The organism is Kribbella sp. NPDC023855 (genome assembly GCF_040639475.1).
Taxonomy (GTDB): Bacteria; Actinomycetota; Actinomycetes; order Propionibacteriales; family Kribbellaceae; genus Kribbella.
The window spans coordinates 189,276-208,805 of the sequence record NZ_JBFAAA010000014.1 but is presented as its reverse complement, the minus strand read 5'-3'; the positions used below and the strand labels follow the sequence as shown (position 1 = coordinate 208,805).

General features: G+C 68.4%; 18 protein-coding genes. 8 read left to right on the top strand and 10 right to left on the bottom strand.

Annotated features, from left to right (window positions below; genetic code table 11):
• Positions 1-150 precede the first annotated feature (150 nt).
• On the top strand, positions 151-747 hold the full coding sequence (locus AB0F51_RS34730) for a TetR/AcrR family transcriptional regulator (RefSeq protein WP_360287003.1): 597 nt from the start codon (positions 151-153) through the stop codon (positions 745-747).
• 22 nt (positions 748-769) lie between these two features.
• On the opposite strand, the gene AB0F51_RS34725 is transcribed toward AB0F51_RS34730, so the two are convergent.
• The 3 genes from AB0F51_RS34725 to AB0F51_RS34715 form a co-directional block, all read right to left on the bottom strand.
• Positions 770-2,017, bottom strand: a complete 1,248-nt coding sequence (locus AB0F51_RS34725) for a hypothetical protein (protein WP_360287000.1) — start codon at positions 2,015-2,017, stop codon at positions 770-772.
• Complete coding sequence (locus AB0F51_RS34720) at positions 2,014-2,472, bottom strand: sigma factor-like helix-turn-helix DNA-binding protein (protein WP_360286997.1); 459 nt, start codon at positions 2,470-2,472, stop codon at positions 2,014-2,016. The genes AB0F51_RS34725 and AB0F51_RS34720 overlap by 4 nt, the downstream gene beginning before the upstream one ends.
• An 85-nt stretch (positions 2,473-2,557) precedes the next feature.
• Positions 2,558-3,739 carry an MFS transporter gene (locus AB0F51_RS34715; RefSeq protein ID WP_360286994.1) on the bottom strand — a complete coding sequence of 394 codons (1,182 nt, stop codon included), beginning with the start codon at positions 3,737-3,739 and terminating at the stop codon, positions 2,558-2,560.
• Positions 3,740-3,777: 38 nt separating this feature from the next.
• Here AB0F51_RS34715 and AB0F51_RS34710 point away from each other — a divergent pair, with 38 nt between their 5' ends.
• On the top strand, positions 3,778-4,350 hold the full coding sequence (locus AB0F51_RS34710) for a CGNR zinc finger domain-containing protein (RefSeq protein WP_360286991.1): 573 nt from the start codon (positions 3,778-3,780) through the stop codon (positions 4,348-4,350).
• Here AB0F51_RS34710 and AB0F51_RS34705 read toward each other — a convergent pair.
• Positions 4,328-5,305: an NAD(P)/FAD-dependent oxidoreductase gene (locus tag AB0F51_RS34705; protein ID WP_360286988.1), complete on the bottom strand. Its 978-nt coding sequence runs from the start codon at positions 5,303-5,305 to the stop codon at positions 4,328-4,330. The genes AB0F51_RS34710 and AB0F51_RS34705 overlap by 23 nt on opposite strands.
• Before the next feature lie 85 nt (positions 5,306-5,390).
• On the opposite strand from AB0F51_RS34705, the gene AB0F51_RS34700 reads away from it, so the two are divergent.
• A complete protein-coding gene (locus tag AB0F51_RS34700) occupies positions 5,391-5,972 on the top strand; it encodes a helix-turn-helix transcriptional regulator (RefSeq protein ID WP_360286986.1) in 582 nt (193 codons plus the stop codon).
• Between the two features lie 84 nt (positions 5,973-6,056).
• On the top strand, positions 6,057-7,040 hold the full coding sequence (locus tag AB0F51_RS34695) for an asparaginase (protein ID WP_360286984.1): 984 nt from the start codon (positions 6,057-6,059) through the stop codon (positions 7,038-7,040).
• Here the strand turns inward: AB0F51_RS34695 and AB0F51_RS34690 are convergent.
• The gene (locus AB0F51_RS34690; RefSeq protein ID WP_360286982.1) at positions 7,012-8,223 is read right to left on the bottom strand and encodes a sigma-70 family RNA polymerase sigma factor; all 1,212 of its coding nucleotides are present in this window, start codon (positions 8,221-8,223) and stop codon (positions 7,012-7,014) included. The two genes, AB0F51_RS34695 and AB0F51_RS34690, sit on opposite strands and share 29 nt — an antisense overlap.
• Positions 8,224-8,791: 568 nt before the next feature.
• Between AB0F51_RS34690 and AB0F51_RS34685 the strand changes: the two genes are divergently transcribed.
• The 4 genes from AB0F51_RS34685 to AB0F51_RS34670 all read left to right on the top strand — a co-directional run bounded on the left by AB0F51_RS34685 (position 8,792) and on the right by AB0F51_RS34670 (position 12,545).
• Positions 8,792-10,087 carry a globin domain-containing protein gene (locus AB0F51_RS34685; RefSeq protein ID WP_360286979.1) on the top strand — a complete coding sequence of 432 codons (1,296 nt, stop codon included), beginning with the start codon at positions 8,792-8,794 and terminating at the stop codon, positions 10,085-10,087.
• Entirely contained in the window at positions 10,035-10,550 is a 516-nt protein-coding gene (locus AB0F51_RS34680; RefSeq protein WP_360286977.1) for a hypothetical protein, read from the top strand. Before AB0F51_RS34685 ends, AB0F51_RS34680 begins: the two co-directional genes overlap by 53 nt.
• Before the next feature lie 86 nt (positions 10,551-10,636).
• On the top strand, positions 10,637-11,782 hold the full coding sequence (locus AB0F51_RS34675) for a nitric oxide synthase oxygenase (protein WP_360286975.1): 1,146 nt from the start codon (positions 10,637-10,639) through the stop codon (positions 11,780-11,782).
• A 13-nt stretch (positions 11,783-11,795) separates the two neighbouring features.
• Positions 11,796-12,545 carry a class I SAM-dependent methyltransferase gene (locus AB0F51_RS34670; protein WP_360286972.1) on the top strand — a complete coding sequence of 250 codons (750 nt, stop codon included), beginning with the start codon at positions 11,796-11,798 and terminating at the stop codon, positions 12,543-12,545.
• 19 nt (positions 12,546-12,564) lie between these two features.
• Here the strand turns inward: AB0F51_RS34670 and ftsY are convergent, their stop codons facing one another.
• From ftsY to AB0F51_RS34645, 5 genes are read right to left on the bottom strand one after another with little or no spacing between them, the layout of a single operon-like run.
• The gene (gene ftsY, locus AB0F51_RS34665) at positions 12,565-13,758 is read right to left on the bottom strand and encodes a signal recognition particle-docking protein FtsY (protein ID WP_360286970.1); all 1,194 of its coding nucleotides are present in this window, start codon (positions 13,756-13,758) and stop codon (positions 12,565-12,567) included.
• Positions 13,759-13,795: 37 nt separating this feature from the next.
• On the bottom strand, positions 13,796-15,403 hold the full coding sequence (cydC, locus tag AB0F51_RS34660; RefSeq protein WP_360286968.1) for a thiol reductant ABC exporter subunit CydC: 1,608 nt from the start codon (positions 15,401-15,403) through the stop codon (positions 13,796-13,798).
• A gap of 8 nt (positions 15,404-15,411) precedes the next feature.
• Positions 15,412-17,001 carry a thiol reductant ABC exporter subunit CydD gene (gene cydD, locus AB0F51_RS34655; protein WP_360286966.1) on the bottom strand — a complete coding sequence of 530 codons (1,590 nt, stop codon included), beginning with the start codon at positions 16,999-17,001 and terminating at the stop codon, positions 15,412-15,414.
• A 50-nt stretch (positions 17,002-17,051) separates the two neighbouring features.
• On the bottom strand, positions 17,052-18,050 hold the full coding sequence (gene cydB / locus AB0F51_RS34650; protein WP_360286964.1) for a cytochrome d ubiquinol oxidase subunit II: 999 nt from the start codon (positions 18,048-18,050) through the stop codon (positions 17,052-17,054).
• 11 nt (positions 18,051-18,061) lie between these two features.
• Positions 18,062-19,480: a cytochrome ubiquinol oxidase subunit I gene (locus tag AB0F51_RS34645; protein ID WP_360286961.1), complete on the bottom strand. Its 1,419-nt coding sequence runs from the start codon at positions 19,478-19,480 to the stop codon at positions 18,062-18,064.
• Between the last annotated feature and the right edge of the window lie 50 nt (positions 19,481-19,530).

Genomic DNA, 19,530 nt, shown 5'->3' with positions numbered 1-19,530 from the left:
TTTCAACCGATCGGTCCGCATGTTTCAGGCATGTGACAAAGCGGCTCCTCAGGTGACATCGGCGTGACATCGGCCTGGTTGTGGCACTCTGGCCTGACCACACGGCCAGCAGCCGCGCCACTGCGACCGTCCGAGCTGGGGAAGTACGAAATGGGGACGAGCAGCACCGAAAGGCCGCGCCGCGGCAGGCCGCGGGACCCGGACGCCGAGCCGAGGATCCGCCAGTACGCCGTCCGGCTGCTGCTGGAGCGCGGCTTCGACGGGATGACGGTGGACGACGTCGCCGAGGCGGCCGGCGTCGGCAAGGCGACGATCTACCGGCGCTGGGCGAGCAAGGAGCAGCTGGCCAACGATGCGATGGCCGAGTTGTTCGACATCGAGATTCCCGATGCCGACACCGGTTCGCTGGCCGGCGACCTGCGCCAGGTCTATCGCCACGCGCTGGGGTTCGTGAACACCAAGGAAGGCGTCGCGCTGATCCGGCTGGCCGTCAGCGAGGCGAACCGCGACGAGCAGTTCGGCGCCTTCTACCGCAGCTTCCTGCAGCGCCGGATCGCCTTGACCGAGGCAGCACTGGAGCGGGCCCGGAAGCGGGGTGAGCCGATCCGGGCCAATGCGGACCCGGTCCTGATGGTGCAGTGGCTGGCCGGAGTGCTGATCATCCGGGCGCTGACGGGAGAAGAGATGCCGCCCGTCGAGGAGGCTGACCACTTGGTCGAGATGACCATGCGGTGCGTGTCCGACTGAGTGTCCGACTCAGGACACGTAGTCAGCGGATGCCGGGGCCGAGGGCGACACCGTCGACCTCGAGCTCGGCCACGCGGCGGACCTGGCCGGTCTGGACGTTCCAGGCCAGCAGCCAGTCGGTGACCTGGAACAGTGCGATCTGGCTGTTGTACCAGCCGAGTACGAAGCAGCAGCCCGGTTCGCGGATCCGGTCCGGGGTGGTCCGGCCCGGGGTCGGTGTGGCCGCCGGTGTCTCGCCGAGGACCAGTAGCCGGTCCTCGAGCGGCTGCAGTGTGGAGATCGCCGCGACCACCTGGGCTGCCGACGCGACGGTCGGGACCTGCGGCAGACGGCCTGCTACGAACACCCGGCCCACCAAGTTGCCGCCAGCAAACGTTTGTCCCACCCAGCTGGCGACCGGCAGCCGCGGGTTGCTGATTTCCACCCAGCCGTTGGCCCCGGCGTACTGCCGCAGCGTGACACCGCCCGCGACACCTTCCAGCCGGTACGGCGTGGTGGCGTCCTCGGCATCGTTGCTGGGGGGCGCGCCGCCGATGACCGGGTCGGTAGAGGTCTCCAGATCGACATCGAGCCGGTACGCCGTACCCGGCCCGCTGACGATCAAGCGGGTGCTGTTGGCCAGCCACGAGACGCTGCGGATATCCCTCGACGGCAAGGGGATCAGCCGGCTGTTCGCAGTACTGGCGTCGATGACGTAGACAGCTCCGGGCTGTGGGAAGGCCACGAGCGTCCCGTTGGATGCGATGGCTCCAGAGCTGAGTGGATGGCCTGTGGCGATGGGCTGCAATTGGCGGTAGCCGTATGCCCAGCGGGAGTCTGCACTGAGGAAGAGAGGCACATAGCCGCCTTCCTGCGAAGCCACGATGACCGCCGCGAGCTGCTCGATCGGCTTGGTCCGGAGATCGTCGGGATTGTCCGGGACGCGCAGTGCGTCGCCCAGTGGGGTGGCGAGCCGATCGAGGAAGCGCTCGCTCCCTGCGGGCGGTGCGTTCCAGTAGTCGATGCCGGAGATCTGCCCGGCCGGCGGAACGGTGCCGGGTGGAGTAGGTGTGGTGTCAGGTGGAGTGAAGGCGTTCTTGCCGCCTCCCAGCGTGAGCACCAGGGCAACGACGATCGCTAGCACCAGCAGGAGAACCAACCCGGACACGGTGTTGCGCCGCTGCCTGCGGCGGTGTGCGACTGCTGCAGCCCAGGCCGCATCGGCCAGGTCCGGCTCTGGGATGCCTTCGGATGCCCTGCTCAGCAGGAGAGGGACCTCCTCCCGCCTCATCGCGAGTCTCCTTTGGTGACGTCGCGCCAGTCCGGCGTACCGAGCTCGAGCCGGAACCGGCGGACGGCGGTCATGGCGGTCGAGTGCACGGCCGAGTGGGACATGCTCAGGATCTCCCCGGTCTCGAACTCGGTGAGCTCCTCGAAGTACATGAGCACCAGTACTGCGCGCTGCTGGGGCGTGAGAGCGGCCAATGCGGTCTTGACCAGATCCTCCTCGCCTTCGAACGCCTTCGCCCGCGACCAGCGCGACAACGCCGCCTGGTAGAGGTTCCCGAGCACGTACGCGTCCGGGTCGTCGACCTTCCCCCACCGCAACGACAACCGCGTGAAGGCGTCCAGCAGCTGCTCCTCAGCCCGCTCCAGATCGCCGTACACGAGGTACGCCGTACGGATCCATCTCCCTTGCCGCGCATCGACGTACGCGGCGAACTCCGGGTCGACTGTTTCGCGCATTCAACCCTCCCTAGTGCCCTGCGTTGGGTGGCGCAAGCGCCGAACAACGCCCAACGCGGGGTGCTTAGTGCATTCAACCTCTGAATTACCCGGGATGGGGAGGGTGTGACCGCACTTGGCGGCGCAAGCTTGGCTGGAGGGCTGCCAACACCACTGCAAGCAGGCCGCAGCCGACCCAGAGGGCTACTGGGCCTGCCGCCTTATACACCTGAGTGCTGAGTAGTGGCGCTACTGCTGTGGCCACTCCCCAGCTGAGGCCGTAGGTGGCGAGGTAGCGACCGCGTGCGTGTTCTGGAGCCAGTTCGGCGACTATCGACAGCGCACGGCCGATCAGTATCAAGTCGGCCAGGCTCCACACGACAGCAGCGGCCATGAACGCCTGCAGGCTGTGGGAGAAGCCATTCGCGATCAGACCGACAGCCAGCAAGACATAGCCCAGCGTCATGGCTTGGAAGTTCTCCAGCGCCTGCAGCCGACGGTTTCGCAGTACTGGCTGTACTGCGACTTGCGCGATCGCCGAGACGGCCAGGATGAGCCCGATGCCCGAGGCCGGCACACCACGGTCGAGCAGAGTGAGCGGAAGGCTGAACACGATCACCATGGCGAGTACTGCGAAGACTGTGCCGGACGCGAGTACCAACAGCAGCCGCCGGTCGCGCCAGACCGCTGCAGCCGCCGGTGCTGCCTGCACCCCACCCGGCAACGCGATCGCCACCAGCACAGCGCAGGCCAGACACGAGACCGCATCGGCGACGAACAGCCACCGCAGGTCCCACTGGCCGAGCCACGCGGCCAACAGCCCGGCAACAACCCCAGCAACCGCCATCACCGCGCCCAGCAACCCGTACGCCGCCGGCCGGGCGGCGGGCTCGGTCACGTCGGCGATGATCGCCTGACTCGGCGGCTCGTAGATCTCGAACGCCAGCCCCAGCACCACTACCGCCGGCACCGCGGACCACAGGCTCCCCGAGGCCGCGATCCACACCTGCCCCACCGCGCAGCCGACCAGCCCGAACACGATGGTCCACCGGCGCCCGAATCGATCAGCCAGCCACCCGCCGAAGACCCGGGACGGCAACGTCGCGGCCCCGAACACAGTCAGCACCAGCCCTGCCTGGGCGACCGTGGCCCCCAGCTCCACCGTCAGCACCACTGCGAGGAACGGCAGCGTAAAGGCGCCCAGCCGATTCACTCCGCGAGCGACCACCAGGACCCAGACGACCGCCGGCAACCGTCGATGACTGGCTAACTCGGTATGGTTGGTCACGAGACGAGACCCTACGAAACTCCGGAGTGACTGGTCAAGTGAACTTCGATAGTCACATCCTCACCGTGCTGACCGCTGCCACCGCGCTGGTCAACCGGCTGACGCCCGGGTACGCCGGCGGCTCGGCCTTCAGCGGTCCGGACGACCTCGCCGAGGCGACCGCGGATGCGCTCGGTGACGACGGCCGGCCGAGGCCAGAAGTGAGCACCGGCGACGCGCAGTACCTGACGGCGGTGGCCAGGCGAATGCGCGTTGTCTTCGAGGCGGCCCACAGCGGAGACCTGGACCGGGCCGCCGAAGAGACCAACGCCCTGCTGCTCGACACCAACGCACGGCCGCAACTCGACCGAACCGGCTCACCAGGTTGGAATCTTCACTTCCACGGCGCCGACGACACCCTGGGAAACGGCTGGGCAGCAGGCTGCGCGGCAGGGCTGGCCATGGCACTCGGCAGCGACCTGGCAGGCCGGCTCGGTGTTTGTTCCGCGCCGGCCTGCGACCGGGTGTTCGTCGACGCCTCCCGCAACAGCGCCCGGCGGTTCTGCTCACCCCAGTGCCAAAGCCGCGTCAAGGCAGCGGCCCATAGAGCTAGACGACTGCAGACACCGTGACGCCTGCGCGGTAGGCGTCTACTGCCTTGCGGGTGTCGTCGTTGACCAGGTCGGCGTTGATCGCTGCGCCTGCCGCGAGGCCGGCCGCAGCGGAGGTGATCACCTGGATCATCGGGTCGGTGACATTGCCCGCCACCCAGACGCCTGGGACCGCAGTGGCCCCAGTGGCGTCCGACTCGATCGCCGTGCCGACTACTACCCCGCGCGCCTCTCGCACGACCGCCTTGAGTCCCAGGTCGGTCAGGAAGTCGGCACGCGCCTCCAGCTCGGTCTGCACGACCAGCGCCTGTCGCGGGATGACCCTGCCACCCTCCAGCCGGACCCCGGTGAGCTTGTCGTCGGTCACCTCAACTGACTCCACCTTTCCTTGCACCACAGAGATCCCGCGAGCGGCGAACTGCTCCCACTCCTCCTCTGTCGGCTCCAGCACGTCATTGAGGAACAGCGTCACGTCATCGCTCCACTGCCGGAACAGCAGCGTCTGATGCCCAGCCATCCCGCCAGTAGCCAGTACGCCGATCGCCTGGTCCTGCACCTCCCACCCATGGCAGTAGGGGCAGTGCAACACGTCCCGGCCGAACCGCTCGGCCAGCCCCGGTACTGCGGGCAGCCGGTCGACAACCCCGGTAGTCACCAGCAACCGCCGAGCCTCCACCGCCTCCCGCCCGGCCAACTCCACCACGAACCCGTACTCCGATCCGCCTGGCCGCACCCCCGTCACGGTGTCGATCACCACGTCCCCGCCGTACCCGCTGACCTCGGCCCGCCCGATGGAGTAGAGCTCCGAAGGCGGGACACCGTCCCGGGTCAGGTAGTTGTGCACATGCTCGGCCGGGGCGTTGCGGGGCGTGCCGTTGTCGACCACCAGCACGGACCTGCGCGCCCGGACCAAGGCCAGCGCGCCACTCAACCCGGCTGCTCCCCCGCCGATCACCACCACGTCGTACCGCTTCATCTTCGTGCTCCTTCGTTGTCGTGCTGCTGGTCCGACTTTCTGCCGCACCATCGAAAATGACAAACTTCTTTGCCAGAATGGCAACATGGAACCTGATCTGGACGACGTCCTCGAAGCGGTCGGCCCGCGGCTGCGCGCGCTGCGCCTGGAGCGCGACACCACGCTCACCCAGCTGTCGGAGACCACCGGCATCTCGGTCAGCACGCTGTCCCGGCTGGAGTCCGGGCAGCGCCGCCCGACCCTGGAACTGCTGCTGCCGCTGGCGCGCGCTCACCAGGTCCAGCTGGACGAGCTGGTCGACGCGCCGCCGACCGGTGACCCGCGCGTGCACGCCAAGCCGTTCAAGCGCCACGGTGGCGCCACGGTCGTCCCACTCACCAGACGGCCGGGCGGCCTGCAGGCGTTCAAGCAGATCGTCCCGGACGGCTGGCCGGGCGGCGACGTGCAGCAACGCGTGCACGAGGGCTACGACTGGGTCTACGTGCTGTCCGGCCGGATCCGTCTCGTCCTCGGCGACCAGGACTTCGTCCTGCGCGAGGGTGAGGTGGCCGAGTTCGACACCCGGGTCCCGCACTGGTTCGGCAACCCCGGGCCCGGGCCGGCCGAGATGCTCTGCCTGTTCGGCCCGCAGGGCGAGCGGATGCACGTCCGCGCCCGCGCGAAGTAGTAGTACTCTTCCGGCGGCGCCAGCACCAGCCGGAGTACCTACCGCCCCACCACTCGGTCGTGAATCGATGAGAGGACTCTGTCCGTGAGCGTTGCGTTGTTCACCCTCGGCGGCACCATCTCCATGGCCGGCCGCACGGCCGCCGGTGTGAGCCGGCTGACCGGCGCCGACCTGACCGCTGCCGTGCCCGGCCTGGCCGACCTGCCGGTACCGCTCGAGGTCCAGGACATCGAGGCAGTGCCGAGTGCGAACCTGACCCTGGCCAAGATGCTCGACGTGGTCGACGCCGCGTCGAAGGCGATCAGCAACGGCGCGACCGGCGTCGTCGTCACCCAAGGCTCGGACACGCTGGAGGAGACGGCCTTCCTGGTCGACCAGGTCTGGCCACACGCCCACCCGTTCGTCCTCACCGGCGCCATGCGCAACCCGACGCTGGCCGGCCCCGACGGCCCGGCCAACCTGCTCGCCGCCGCCCGCGTCGCCTGCTCCCCGGCTGCTCGCGACCTCGGCGCCCTCGTCGTGTTCAACGACCAGGTCCACGCCGCCCGCTGGGTCCGCAAGACCCACAGCACCAGTACTGCGACCTTCGCGTCCCCCAACGCCGGACCGATCGGTCAGCTCGTCGAGGACCAGGTCCGGATCCTCACGCGCCCCGCCCGGCAGGACGGCGTACCGGGGCGGGCTGAGCCTGCGGATTTCGATGCTGCCCGGGTGGCGCTCTACACCGTCACGCTGGACGACGACGGCGTACTGCTGTCCGGGCTCGCCGACACGCACCAGGGGCTGGTGGTAGCCGGGTACGGCGTCGGACACGTGCCGGCCGCCTTGGCGCCAGTACTGGGCGAGTTGGCCGAGCGCATCCCCGTAGTACTGACGTCGCGGACCGGCGGCGGGTCGGTACTGCGCAACACCTACAGCTCAGTCGGCTCCGAGTCCGACCTGCTCCGTCGAGGCCTCATCGACGGCGGTTTCCTCGACCCCTTCAAGGCGCGCGTGCTCCTGAGGTTGCTGTTGGCAACGGGTGAGGGACAGGACGAGATCATCGGGGCTTTCGCCCAGCATCACTGACCTCAGCGGCCTTCGTGGTCAGGTAGTTCTGCTCCGGCAGGCTGGTCGTCCCCCGGGCCGCCGCACCGAAGTGCTGCGCGGCGGTCTCGTACTCACCGAGCATCTCGTACAGGTGCCCGCGTACTGCGTCCAGCCGGTAGTGCCCGGGCAGCTTGTCGTCCAGCGGCCGCAGTAGCGCCAGGCCCGCCTCCGGGCCCGCCACCATCGCCTCGGCGATCGCGCGGTTCAGCGTCACCATCGGGTTGCCGGACAACTCCTCCAGCAGCTTGTAGAGCCCGAGAATCTGCGGCCAGTCGGTGTCCTCCGGCCGGGCCGCCTCGTCGTGCAGCGCGGCGATCGCGGCCTGCAACTGGTACTCCCCCAGCGGCGGCTGCTGGAACGCCTCGACCGCCAGCGCGACGCCTTCGTCGATGAACTCCTTGTTCCACAGCGATCTGTCCTGCTCCCTCAACGGGATCAGCTCGCCCGCCGGACCGGTCCGCGCCAGCCGCCGGGCATCGTTGAGCAGCATCAGCGCGAGCAGCCCGGTGACCTGCGGATTGTCCGGCAGCAACGCGTGCACCATCCGGGTCAGCCGGATCGCCTCGCCGGACAGATCGGTGCGATGCAGCTCGGTCCCGCTGCTGGTCGTGTATCCCTCGTTGAAGAGCAGGTAGAGCACATGCAGCACCTGTGCCAGGCGCTCCTCGTCCTGTGACAGCTCGAACGGCTGACCCTTGAGCTTCTGCTTCGCCCGGCTGATCCGCTGCGCCATCGTTGCCTCAGGCACAAGGTAGGCGGTGGCGATCTCCGCGGTGGTCAAGCCGCCGACCGCGCGCAGGGTCAGCGCGATCGCGGACGCCGCAGTGAGCGCCGGGTGGCAGCACAGGAACAACAGCCGCAGGGTGTCGTCGTGCTCCTCGACCTCCTCGGCCGGTACTTCGCGCTGCGCGGCCAGCTCCTCGCGCCGCCGTCGCGCCTGCTCCTGCCGGACCTGGTCGATGAACCGGCGCGAAGCTGTCTGGATCAGCCAGGCGCGTGGGTTGTCGGGCACCCCGTCGGCAGGCCACGTCTTGGCTGCCGCGATCAAGGCCTCCTGGACGGCGTCCTCGGCCGCGCTGAAGTCGCCGGTCCGCCGGACCACCGCACCGAGCACCTGCGGCGTCAGCTCCCGCAACAGATCCTCGAGTCTCGTCTCCGCCATGCCCATCGCCCGCCTCTAGCCGAACTGGTCTGATCCGCAACTGAAATTCTTCTTACCATTGCCTTTAGCAACCAATTCGGCTGATGACCCGATCAACGGCAGCGAACGGTTTACGGACGCATACTTTCAAATGTCGGCCGACACCTTGACTCGGCCCTGGCTCACGTGTTCGGAACGCTCAACTCGGGAATCGATTCCATCTCCGAGGAGGGTCGCCTGCGGCTCTGAAACGTTTAATGCACGGAGCAGTAGTTGCCATGGGCAACTTTGCCGTGAAAACCCAGTGTTCTGAGGGGTAGCCAGCGGGGTGGGGGCAGGTCTAGCATCGCCCGGGTGAGGCCGTGGGAATTCCGAGACGATTCGGTCCGATTTACTGGTTTCGGTCCGTTGGACCGCGGGTAGGTCGGAGGAGGACTGGAAAGACTCGGGGACTGGATCTGGGAGGGAACCCTTGTCACCACAGCACCCGCCGGCGCGAACTGCCGACGGCCGCAACCACTTGAGGCCTTGCGATGGGCGGTCGGACGCCCCGGAGGAGCTGCCGGTCCGAGACGGATAGCGAAGTCCGATGGATGCCTATGCCCTGCAACGCAGCTGGGACCAGGTCACCGAACACGGTGAGCAGGTTCCGCTCTACTTCTACTCACACTTGTTCGTGTCGCACCCCGAGGTGCGGTCGATGTTCCCGCTGTCGATGTCGCACCAGCGGGACAAGTTCGTCGGTGCGCTCGGGCGAATCGTCAGTCATGCCGACCAGATCGAGCAGGACGCGGCCTTTCTGCAACACCTGGGCCGCGATCACCGCAAGTACGCCGTACTGGCCGAGCACTACGACGCGGTCGGTGCCTCGTTGTGTGCGACGCTGATGCACTTCCTCGGCTCGGAGTGGGACGAGCAGCTCGCCGCACACTGGACGGCGGCGTACCAGATCGTCGCGCGGCTCATGGTCGAGGCGGCTGAGACGTCGTCGGAAACCAGTCCGGACTGGTGGGACGCCGATGTGTTGTCGGTCGAGCGCCGGACCATGGACCTGACGCTGCTGACCGTTCGCCCCCGGCGCCCGTTCCAGTACCTGCCCGGCCAGTCGATCTCGATGGAGATTCCGCAACGCCCACGGCAGTGGCGCTACTTCAGCCCGGCCAATGCACCACGCGCGGATGGCTCCATCGATCTGCACGTGCAGCAGATCGACGGTGGTCAGGTGAGCCCGGCCGTGGTCCGGTTCCTGAAGATCGGCAACACGGTGAAACTCGGAGCACCGGTCGGCGAGCGACTGACCCGCCGCGTGGGCGATCCGCGTGACCTGCTGCTGGTCGCCGGTGGAACCGGGCTCGCCCCGCTGCTCGCCGTACTGGAACAGATCGACAACGAGTGGCAGCGGACGGGTCGTGGACCTGTCGTGCAACTGCTGCACGGAGTGCGGATGCCGTGGCACCTCTACGACCGGCCGAGGTTGCGCGAGCTGGCCGAACGGCGGTCGTGGTTCGACTACACGGAGGTCGTGTCCGACGATCCGTCCTACCCGGGGACCCGCGGGAAGGTCGGTACGGCGGCGGCGCGGCAAACGCTGTCTGGCCGTACGGCGATGGTGTGCGGCGGACCACAGATGGTCGCGCACACGCTGGAGCGGCTGTCCGCCGCCGGCATGCGCGCCGAGCACATCAAGTACGAGCACTTCTACTACGCCGCAGCGGGCGAACACGCCGCCGGGCCGGCGATTCCAGGTCAGGAGACAGCTACCGATGATCCATCGCCACGACTTCCCACGGCAGACACCGCACTCGATCCGCGACAAGAGGTTTCGGCGGCGGATGCGCGGTCTCGATACGGAGGAGGTGTTCGAATTCCTCGATCTGCTGGCTGACCAGGTTCAGGCCGGCGAACGCGAGCTCGCGGAGAGCCGTGCCAAAAGTGAGCGTTTGCTGGCCGAACTGCAGCGCACCCGGTCGGAGCTGCAGACCGTGCGGACCGAAGTGGAGCACTACGAGCAGGCCGGCGACCGCGTGAACGAACAGGTCGTGCAGATGTTCAGCCAGGCGCAGCTCGTGGTCGAGGAGATGGTCCAGGACGTCAGCCGGGACGCTCGGGAACGGATCGGCCAGGCCCGGGCGCACGAGCGCAAGATCGTCGCCGAGGCGATGGACACCGCCGGCGAACAGGTGCGCGAGTACGCACAGACGGCCCAGGCTCAGATGCAGTCGATCGTGAACTCGTTCGCCACCGAGGTCGACCAGATCGCGACACCGCCCGCGCCTCCCCCGGTGCCGGATCCGTTGTTCGACCGGGATTGGCAGACGCGCTTCCGGAGCGGTTCGGGCAGTCCATGAGCACCCGGCCGTGGCGGAAGGCTCCGCGGATCGGCCGCCGGGCGTCGCCCGGTCCCGGACGGGTTCTGGCCAGGCACACCCATGCGGTGAGCAGTCCGGAAAACAGCGATACTGCGGCGCTCAGGTCGGCGGCCGAGGAGTTCCTCGAGCTCTTCCACGCCGAGAACCCACAGGCCGGTCCGATCGAGGCGCGGATCGCCGCCGTGATGCGCGAGATCGACCTGACCGGCACCTACTGGCACACCGCCGACGAGCTCGTCTTCGGCGCCCGCGTCGCCTGGCGCAACAACGCCCGCTGCATCGGCCGCCTGTACTGGCACAGCCTGCAGGTGCGTGACCTGAGGAGCGTCACCGCCGCGGGTGAGGTCGCGGCACACTGCTTCGACCACCTCCGCATCGCGCACAACGGCGGGAAGATCCGCCCGATGATCAGCGTGTTCGCGCCCGAAACCCCCACCAGACCAGCCCCGAGGATCTGGAACGAGCAACTGATCCGGTACGCCGGGTACGCGCAACCCGACGGCCGGATTCTCGGCGACCCCCGCTACCGGATGTTCACCAGCCAGCTCATCCAGCGCGGCTGGCGACCACCGGCGTTCCCCGGAGCCTTCGACATACTCCCTCTGGTCGTGGAAACCGTTGACGAGGGCCCGCAGTTGTTCGAGCTTCCGCGGCGATCCGTGCACGAAGTCGCCCTCGAACACCCCGAGCTGGCCTGGTTCGCCGACCTGGGTCTGCGCTGGCACGCGGTACCGGTGATCAGTAACAACCGCTTGGACATCGGCGGGGTTTCCTATCCGGCGGCACCCTTCAACGGGTGGTACATGGGCACCGAGATCGGCGCGCGCAACCTCGGTGACGAGGACCGCTATGCGATGGTCCCCGAGGTCGCGGAGCGGATGGGACTGGACACGTCCAACGAGGCGACCCTCTGGCGCGACCGGGCCCTGGTTGAGCTCAATCGCGCGGTCCTGCACTCGTTCCGGGTGAACGGGGTGAGCATCACCGACCACCACACCGAGTCCCGCCGATTCCTCGTCCACCTGGAGCGAGAGGAACGCGCCGGCCGCCGCTGCCCGGCCGACTGGACGTGGATCGTGCCGCCGCTGTCCGGCTCCCAGACCCCGGTCTTCCATCGCTACTACGACGCCGAACCCCAGCAACCGAGCTTCCGCACCGATCACGACGGCGGCCTGCGGGGTCTGCACGGCGGTCCGCCCGCGTTCTCCTGACTAAGCTGCCGGCATGGCTGGGGACAAGGTGCAGGCGCTGGTGTTCGGTGAGGTCGCTGAGGAGTACGACCGGGTTCGGCCGGGCTATCCGCCGGCATTGTTCGAGGACATGCTCGGCTACTCGGCGCCGACCACCGCTCTGGAGATCGGCGCGGGTACGGGGAAGGCGACAGTCACGGTCGCGTCCCGCGGCGTACGGGTTGTTGCGCTGGAGCCAGACCCGGCCATGGCGCTCGTACTGCGGCAGCGCGTGGCCGGGCTCGCGGTGAACATCGCCATGGCGCCTCTGGAGTCGTACGAGCCGGAGGAGCCCGTCGATCTCGTCTACTGCGCCCAGGCGTTCCACTGGACCGACGAGAAGACGCGCTGGTCCCGTACTGCGGCCGCCCTGCGCCCGGGCGGCTCGCTGGCGCTCTTCTGGAACATGGAGCGGCTACCGGGCGCCGCCTTGCGGGCAGCGGCCGCCACGATCCTGGGCGAGTACGAACTGCGGGCGTTCAGCTCGTGGCCTGAGTCCGACCAGCTCGAGCCCGACCCGGAGTTCGCCGCGCGGCCCGAGTTCGCGGAGTTCCGGCAGGAGCTCTACCGGTGGGAGCGCCCGCTGCCGCGGGAGGACTACCTCGCGAACCTGAGCACCCAGTCGTCGTACCGGATGCTCGAGGACGAGGATCGCGACGAGCTGCTCGGCAAGCTCCGCGACCTCCTGCCCGACCCCGTCACGCTCGAAATGGCGACCGCGCTCTACCTGGCCAAGCGGGTCTAGCCGAGCCTGGCCGGAGCGCCTAGTCGAGCAGGGCGTCGACGAACTGCTCCGCGTCGAACGGGGCCAGGTCGTCGGCGCCTTCGCCGAGGCCGACCAGCTTGACCGGGACGCCGAGCTCGCGCTGGACGGCGATCACGATGCCGCCCTTCGCCGTACCGTCCAGTTTGGTCAGCACCAGGCCGGTCACGTTGATCACCTCGGCGAACACGCGCGCCTGGGTCAGCCCGTTCTGGCCGGTGGTGGCGTCGATGACCAGCAGCACCTCGTCCACCTCGGCGGTCTTCTCGATCACCCGCTTGACCTTGCCGAGCTCGTCCATCAGGCCGGTCTTGGTGTGCAGCCGGCCGGCCGTGTCGACCAGCACGACGTCCGCTTCCTCGGCGATGCCCTGCTTGACCGCGTCGAACGCGATGCTGGCCGGGTCGCCGCCCTCGGGTCCGCGGACGGTCTTCACGCCGACCCGCTCACCCCACGTCTGCAGCTGGTCGGCCGCGGCGGCCCGGAACGTGTCGGCTGCTCCGAGCAGGACCTTCTTGTCCTCGGCGACCAGGACCCGGGCCAGCTTGCCGACCGTGGTCGTCTTGCCGGTGCCGTTGACGCCTACCACCAGGACGACGGCGGGCTGGCTGTCCTTGCGCTCGACCTTCAGGGAGCGGTCCAGCGACGGGTCGACCAGCGCGATCAGCTCCTCGCGCAGGATGGTCCGCGCCTGGTCGCCGGTAACGCCCTCGACCCGCACCCGGGTCCGCAGCTTCTCGACCAGCTCCTGCGTCGGCGCGACGCCCACGTCGGCGGTGATCAGCGTGGTCTCGATGTCCTCCCACGCCTCTTCGTCCAGCTTGTCGCGCGAGAGCAGCGCGAGCAGGCCCTTGCCCAGGGAGCCCTGAGAGCGGGCCAGGCGGGCCCGGAGCCGGACCAGCCGTCCCTGTGCGGACTCGGGCTTCTCCACCGTCGTAGTGGCGGTGGAGGGCTCTGGCAGCTCGGTGTCCTCGAGCGTCCGGGTCGGCGTGTCCCGCGGCTCCTCGGCGTCGTCGCCCACCTTGGGCTCGGTGAGCTCCGGGGTGGGCTGCGCGGCGGGCAGCTCGGCCTTACGGCGCCTGGAGACGACCAGACCGGCGGTTCCGGCGACCAGGAGGGCAGCGACCACCGCGATGATGGCGATCAGGGCCTGGTCGGTGAGCAAGGAGACAAGCTGAGGGGTCGACACGATCACCCATCTTCGCAGACGCCCGGACCGCGGCTGGCAGGCCTCACGGCAGAACCAGTGCCGGTTGCGTTGTGTGAGGAGCCAGTTCCGGACGGTGCGTCAGCAGCACGACGGTACGCTGCCCCGCCGCGGCGAACAGGTCCGCCAGCAGGACCCGGGCGGTCTCCTCGTCCAGGTGCTCGGTGGGTTCGTCCAGCACCAGTACGTCGTGGTCCGCCAGCAACAGGCGGGCGAACGCGAGCCGCTGCCGCTCCCCACCGGACAGTCGAGCCCCGTGTTCGCCGACCATCGTGCTCAGCCCCTCCGGCAGGCTGTAGACGAATTCGCCCAAGCGGGCGCGGTAGAGCGCTCGCCAAAGCATCAGGTCACTGGCACCGGGCCTGGCGAGCAGGAGGTTCTCCCGAATGCTGGTGTCGAACACGTGGCTCTCCTGCGTCAGCAGCCCGATCACCGAGCGCACGTCGTCGCCGTCGAGGTCCGTCAGGATGACGCCGCCCACCTCGACCTGTCCACTCATGGGCTCCAGGAAGCGGAGCAGTACGGCGGCCAGGGTGCTCTTGCCCGATCCGCTGGGACCAGTCACCACCACACGGCTCCCGGCAGCGACGGTCAGGCCGACGTCGCGTAGTACGGGGCCGTTGTCGTAGCCGGCGTGCAGGTGGCTGATGACGAGGTCACGGCTCGTTGGGAGCTCGTGGGGAGTGGCGGGCTCCTGTACAGGGGTGGGCGCGCTCAGGAGGTCCTGCACTCGGCGGAGAGAGGCTTTGACGCGCATGGCGACCTGAGCCGTGGCCGGGATGCCGCCGAGCGCGTCGGCGAGCGCCAGAGGGGTCAGGACGAGCACAGCGAAGACTGGGCCGGAGATGTCGGCACTGCTGCCGAGTACCAGCCCGGCCACGCTGGCACCGCCGACACAGAGCACTAGCAAGGCGTTTCCCAGGCCTGCGCTCCACGCCGACCGCCGCTCTGCAGCCGCCAGCCGCGCATCCGCCTCACCAAAGGCAGCCAGTACTGCGTCCGTCGCGTTGAAGGCCACCACGTCCGCAGCAGTCAGCAGTGTCTCGGTCGCACTGGCTGCAACCTCTCCCCTGTCGCCGGCGATCGCTGCTTCGGCTCGCCGGGCGCTGTAGGCGGTGAGCCACGGCACCACGGTGCAAGCGAGTGCTACGGCGACGGCCACTGCAGCCCCGGCCGTGGGTAGCAACACCACCAGCAGACCGACCGTCGCCAGCGCGGTCACGCTGGCCACCAGCAAAGGCAGGACGACCCGCAGCCACAGGTCGAGCACCGCGTCGACATCGAGCAGCAGCCTCGCGAGGAGGTCGCCACTGCGCATCGGCCCGAGTCCGGCTGGTGCCAGCTCTTCCAGGCGGCTGGTCACTCGCGAGCGGGTCGCGCCCAGCACGCGATAGGCGGCGTCGTGCGCGGCGAGCCGTTCGACGTACCGGAAGACGCCGCGGCCGACACCGAAGGCGCGGACGGCCACGATTGCTACCAGCAGGGTGAGTACCGGCGGTTGGGCGGCTGCTGTGGTGATCAGCCAGGCAGAGGTCGCTAGGAGGCCGATGGCTGACCCGGAGGCCAGCACGCCGGCCAGTACGGCTAGGGCGAGCCGGGGCCTGACGCTCTGCTCGGGCTTCACTAATGCCATCAAGACGCTCACCTCACCAGCACCGATTCAGTCGACAGGTCTTCGGTTGCGCCGACTGTGACAACTCGGTCGGCGGCCGCGAGGAGTGCAGGGCGGTGTGCTACCAGGAGAACTGTGCGCCCGGATGCGCGGAGGTGGCGGACTACTGCCGCCTCTGCCTCCGCATCCAGCCCGGCTGTCGGCTCGTCGAGCAACAGCACAGGTGCGTCCGTCACGAGCGCCCTGGCGAGAGCTACTCGCCGTTGCTGCCCGCCTGACAGCAGCCGTCCGCCCTCGCCCACTGGCTGGTCCGGGTCCAGTTCCGGCGCGCCCGCCTCAGTCAGCGCGCGCAGTACCTGGTCGTCTGTGGCGTTGGGCTTGGCGAGACGGATGTTGTCGGCGATCGTGCCGGTGCGGAGCCCGGGACGCTGCGGCACCCAGGCGAACTGGGCCCGCCACTGCTCCGGGGTGAACTCGTCAGCGGCACTCGCACCCGCAACCACGACTCCACGCTCGGGTACTACGAAGCCCAGCACCGCCGCGAGCACTGTGGACTTGCCGGCGCCACTGGGACCGGCCAATGCGACTACCTCGCCCGGCCAGAGATCCAGGTCGAAGCCTTCCAGCGCAGGCTCGTCCCGGTCCGGGTACCGCACCGTCACGTCGTGCAGGTGCAGCGGAGTCACCCGCAGATCCGGTACGTCGGTCCGCTCGCCCCGCTCCGGCAGTGGAGTCTCCAGCACCCGAAAGACCTCTTCGCTGGCCGCTACGCCATCTGCACTCGCGTGGAAGTGCGCACCGACCTGCCGTAGGGGCAGGTACGCCTCAGGAGCCAGGATCAGTACCAGCAAGGCCGTCTCGAGCCCGAGCTTGCCGTCGATGAGCCGCAGCCCGACGCCGACCGCGACGAGCGCCACCGAGATGCTCGCCAGCAGTTCCAGCACGAACGACGACAGGAACGCCAGCCGCAGGCTCTTCATCGATGCCACGCGATGCCGGTCGGTCACCTGCCGTACGGCGCCCACCTGTCCCTTCGCCCGCCCGAACAGCTTCAGCGTGGGCATTCCGGCCACTACGTCGGAGAAGTGATGAGCCAGTACTGCGAGCGCGTGCTGCCGGCGACGGCTGTGGGCCTCGGTGGCCCAGCCGACCAGAGCCATGAAGACCGGGATGAGCGGCAGAGTCACCGCCACTGTCCCGGCCGCGAGGAGGTCGCCGGTAGCCATCCAGCCGACCACACCGGCCGGCACTGTCGCGGCCAGCACGAGTTGCGGGAGGTAGCGGGCGAAGTACGGGTCTAGGTCGTCAAGTCCCTTGGTGAGCAGGGTTGTCAGGGCACTGCTCCGCTCGCCGCTCAGCCACGCCGGGCCGAGCTTCAAAGAGTGCTCCAGCACCTGCCTGCGCAATGTCGACTTCACTGCGGCGGCCGCGCGCTGTGCCACGACCTCTTGCAGCCAGACGAGTGCTGCACGCGCTAGGAGCACTCCCGCGAGCAACCACGCGACCTGGCCTACGCCTTTGTCGCGTAGTACGACGTCGGTGATGCCGCGAGCCAGCAGCACCGCCTGCACGATGATCAGCAGCCCGGTGAGCACACCGATCACCACAGAACCGGCCATGAACGTCCGAGCAGCCTTTGCCCTCCGCAACAACCGCGGATCAACCGGCTTCACGAGACCGCAACCGGTTCGACGCTGATGCGCTTGCGAAACACCCAGTAGGTCCAGCCCTGGTAGAGCATCACCAACGGCGTGAAGATCGCCGCGATCACGGTCAAGATCTTCAACGTGTACGCCGACGAGGCAGCGTTGGTGACCGTCAAACTCCACGCAGGATCAAGCGTCGAGGGCATCACGTTCGGGAACATCGCCACAAACAACGAGGCCACCCCCAACGCAATCGCGGCTGCGGTGCAAGCAAAGGCAAAACCTTCACGACCTCTCCTGTTCGCCAGCAGTCCACCGACAAGTGCGAGAGCGGCCGCCGCAGCAACTACTACCGACCACGTGTCGCCTCGCAGGCCGTGTGCCCACACCAAGAACACCCCCACCAGCACCGTCGCGACCAAGCCCGTCTGCGCGGCCAGGCGGTTGGCGCGGGCTCGGAGGTCGGCGGTGGTGCGGAGGGCTAGGAAGATGGCGCCGTGGGCAACGAAGAGGGCGGTAAAGGCGACGCCGCCGAGGAGGGCGAAGGGGTTCAGAAGGGTGGCGAGGCTTCCGGTGAACTCGTGGTCGGCGTCCAGGGGCACGCCGCGGACGAGGTTGGCGAAGGCGATTCCCCAGAGCAGCGCCGGCAGCAGCGAGCCGATGGTGATCAGGGTGTCCATCCGGCTGCGCCATGCCAGGTCGTCGCGTTTGCCGCGGTACTCGATCGCAACCCCGCGCAGGATCAGCGCGACCAGGATCGCGAACAGCGGCAGGTAGAAGGCGCTGAAGAGGGTCGCGTACCACTCCGGGAAGGCCGCGAACGTCATCGCGCCCGCCACGATCAGCCAGACCTCGTTGCCGTCCCAGACCGGCCCGATGGTGGTGATCACCGCCCGCCGCTCGGGCTCGTCCCGGCCGAGCACGCGGAGCAGGATGCCCACCCCGAAGTCGAAGCCCTCGAGCACGAAGTACCCGATCCACAGGCCCGCAATGACGACGAACCAGATCGTCGTGAGTTCCATGTCAGACCCCTCTAGTACGCGAAGGAGAGCGGCTTGGCGGTATCGTCCGGCGACTCACCGGACGGTTCGTCGGACTGTGGCGGCGAGGCCCCGGCCAGGCCCGCCCGGATCGCCTTGAGCATCAACTTGACCTCCACCACCGCCAGTACGCCGTACAGGAGGGTGAAGCCGATCAGCGAGATCAGTAGCTCGGACATCGTGGTGCCGGGCGACACCCCGGCCGCGGTGGGCAGCAGGCCGAACACCAGCCACGGTTGGCGGCCGGTCTCGGTGAAGACCCAGCCGAAGACGTTGGCGAACAACGGCAGCAGCGGAAGCGGCACCACCAGCCAGGCCAGCAGCCGGTGCGGCGCCCGGCCCTTTCTCGTTGCCCAGAGCAACAAGAGGGCGATCGCGGCGGCCGACATCCCGACCCCGATCATCAGCCGGAAGGTCCAGTAGGTGAGCGGCACGCTCGGCTTGTACGAACCAGGCCCGTAGAGCTTCTCGTAGGCCTGCTGCAGGTTGTTGATGCCCTGCACCTCGCCGTCAAAGGTTCCGGTGGCCAGGAAGGACAACAGGTAAGGAACCTTGACCGAGTAAAGCTCGCGCGAACCGTCCAGCGTGCCGACGGTGAAGACCGAGAACGAAGCCGGCTTCTCGGACTCGTACAGCGCCTCGGCGGCCGCCATCTTCATCGGCTGCACCTCGGTCATCACCTTGCCCTGCTGGTCACCGCTCAGCGCCACCCCGGCGCCGGCCACGAGCACCATCACCGCACCGAGCCGCAGCGCGGTCCGGAAGGCGCCGGTGTCGACACCCGGCCGGCGGAGCAGGTGCCACAGCGCCACCGCCGCGACGAACGCGCCACCGACCATGAAGGCGGCGAAGATCGTGTGTGGGTAGGTGACCAGGACGACCTTGTTGGTCAGCACCGCCCAAATGTCGGTCAGTTCGGCCCGGCCGCGCTCGGCGTTGTAGCGGAAGCCGACCGGGTTCTGCATCCAGGAGTTGGCGGCCAGGATGAAGTACGCCGACAGCTGGGTGCCGAGCACCACCATCCAGATGCAGGCCAGGTGCACCTTCTTCGGCAACCGGTCCCAGCCGAAGATCCACAACCCGATGAAGGTCGACTCGAGGAAGAACGCGAGCAGTCCTTCCAGCGCGAGCGGCGCCCCGAACACGTCGCCGACGAAGCGCGAGTAGTCGCTCCAGTTCATCCCGAACTGGAACTCCTGGACCAGCCCGGTGACCACGCCCATCGCGATGTTGATCAAGAACAACTTGCCGTAGAACTTGGTCAGCCGCAGGTACTTCTCCTTGCCGGTCCGGTACCAGGCGGTCTGCAGGCCGGCCGTGACGGCGACCAGCGACAGCGTCACCGGGACGAAGAAGAAGTGGTAGACGGTGGTGATCGCGAACTGCCAGCGGGCGAGATCGAGCGTGTCCACAGGGCCCTCCCGGGCGATCTACGACGTTACGTAGTAGATGCTAGCGCAGA

Bases quoted from the DNA above. Each gene is read 5' to 3' on its own strand.
- AB0F51_RS34725 (WP_360287000.1), bottom strand. From the start codon at position 2,017: ATGAGGCGGGAGGAGGTCCCTCTCCTGCTGAGCAGGGCATCCGAAGGC.
- AB0F51_RS34685 (WP_360286979.1), top strand. From the start codon at position 8,792: ATGGATGCCTATGCCCTGCAACGCAGCTGGGACCAGGTCACCGAACAC.
- cydD (WP_360286966.1), bottom strand. From the start codon at position 17,001: ATGGCCGGTTCTGTGGTGATCGGTGTGCTCACCGGGCTGCTGATCATC.
- AB0F51_RS34730 (WP_360287003.1), top strand. From the start codon at position 151: ATGGGGACGAGCAGCACCGAAAGGCCGCGCCGCGGCAGGCCGCGGGAC.
- AB0F51_RS34705 (WP_360286988.1), bottom strand. From the start codon at position 5,305: ATGAAGCGGTACGACGTGGTGGTGATCGGCGGGGGAGCAGCCGGGTTG.
- AB0F51_RS34720 (WP_360286997.1), bottom strand. From the start codon at position 2,472: ATGCGCGAAACAGTCGACCCGGAGTTCGCCGCGTACGTCGATGCGCGG.
- AB0F51_RS34700 (WP_360286986.1), top strand. From the start codon at position 5,391: ATGGAACCTGATCTGGACGACGTCCTCGAAGCGGTCGGCCCGCGGCTG.
- AB0F51_RS34680 (WP_360286977.1), top strand. From the start codon at position 10,035: ATGCGCGGTCTCGATACGGAGGAGGTGTTCGAATTCCTCGATCTGCTG.
- AB0F51_RS34690 (WP_360286982.1), bottom strand. From the start codon at position 8,223: ATGGCGGAGACGAGACTCGAGGATCTGTTGCGGGAGCTGACGCCGCAG.
- cydB (WP_360286964.1), bottom strand. From the start codon at position 18,050: ATGGAACTCACGACGATCTGGTTCGTCGTCATTGCGGGCCTGTGGATC.
- AB0F51_RS34670 (WP_360286972.1), top strand. From the start codon at position 11,796: ATGGCTGGGGACAAGGTGCAGGCGCTGGTGTTCGGTGAGGTCGCTGAG.
- cydC (WP_360286968.1), bottom strand. From the start codon at position 15,403: ATGGCATTAGTGAAGCCCGAGCAGAGCGTCAGGCCCCGGCTCGCCCTA.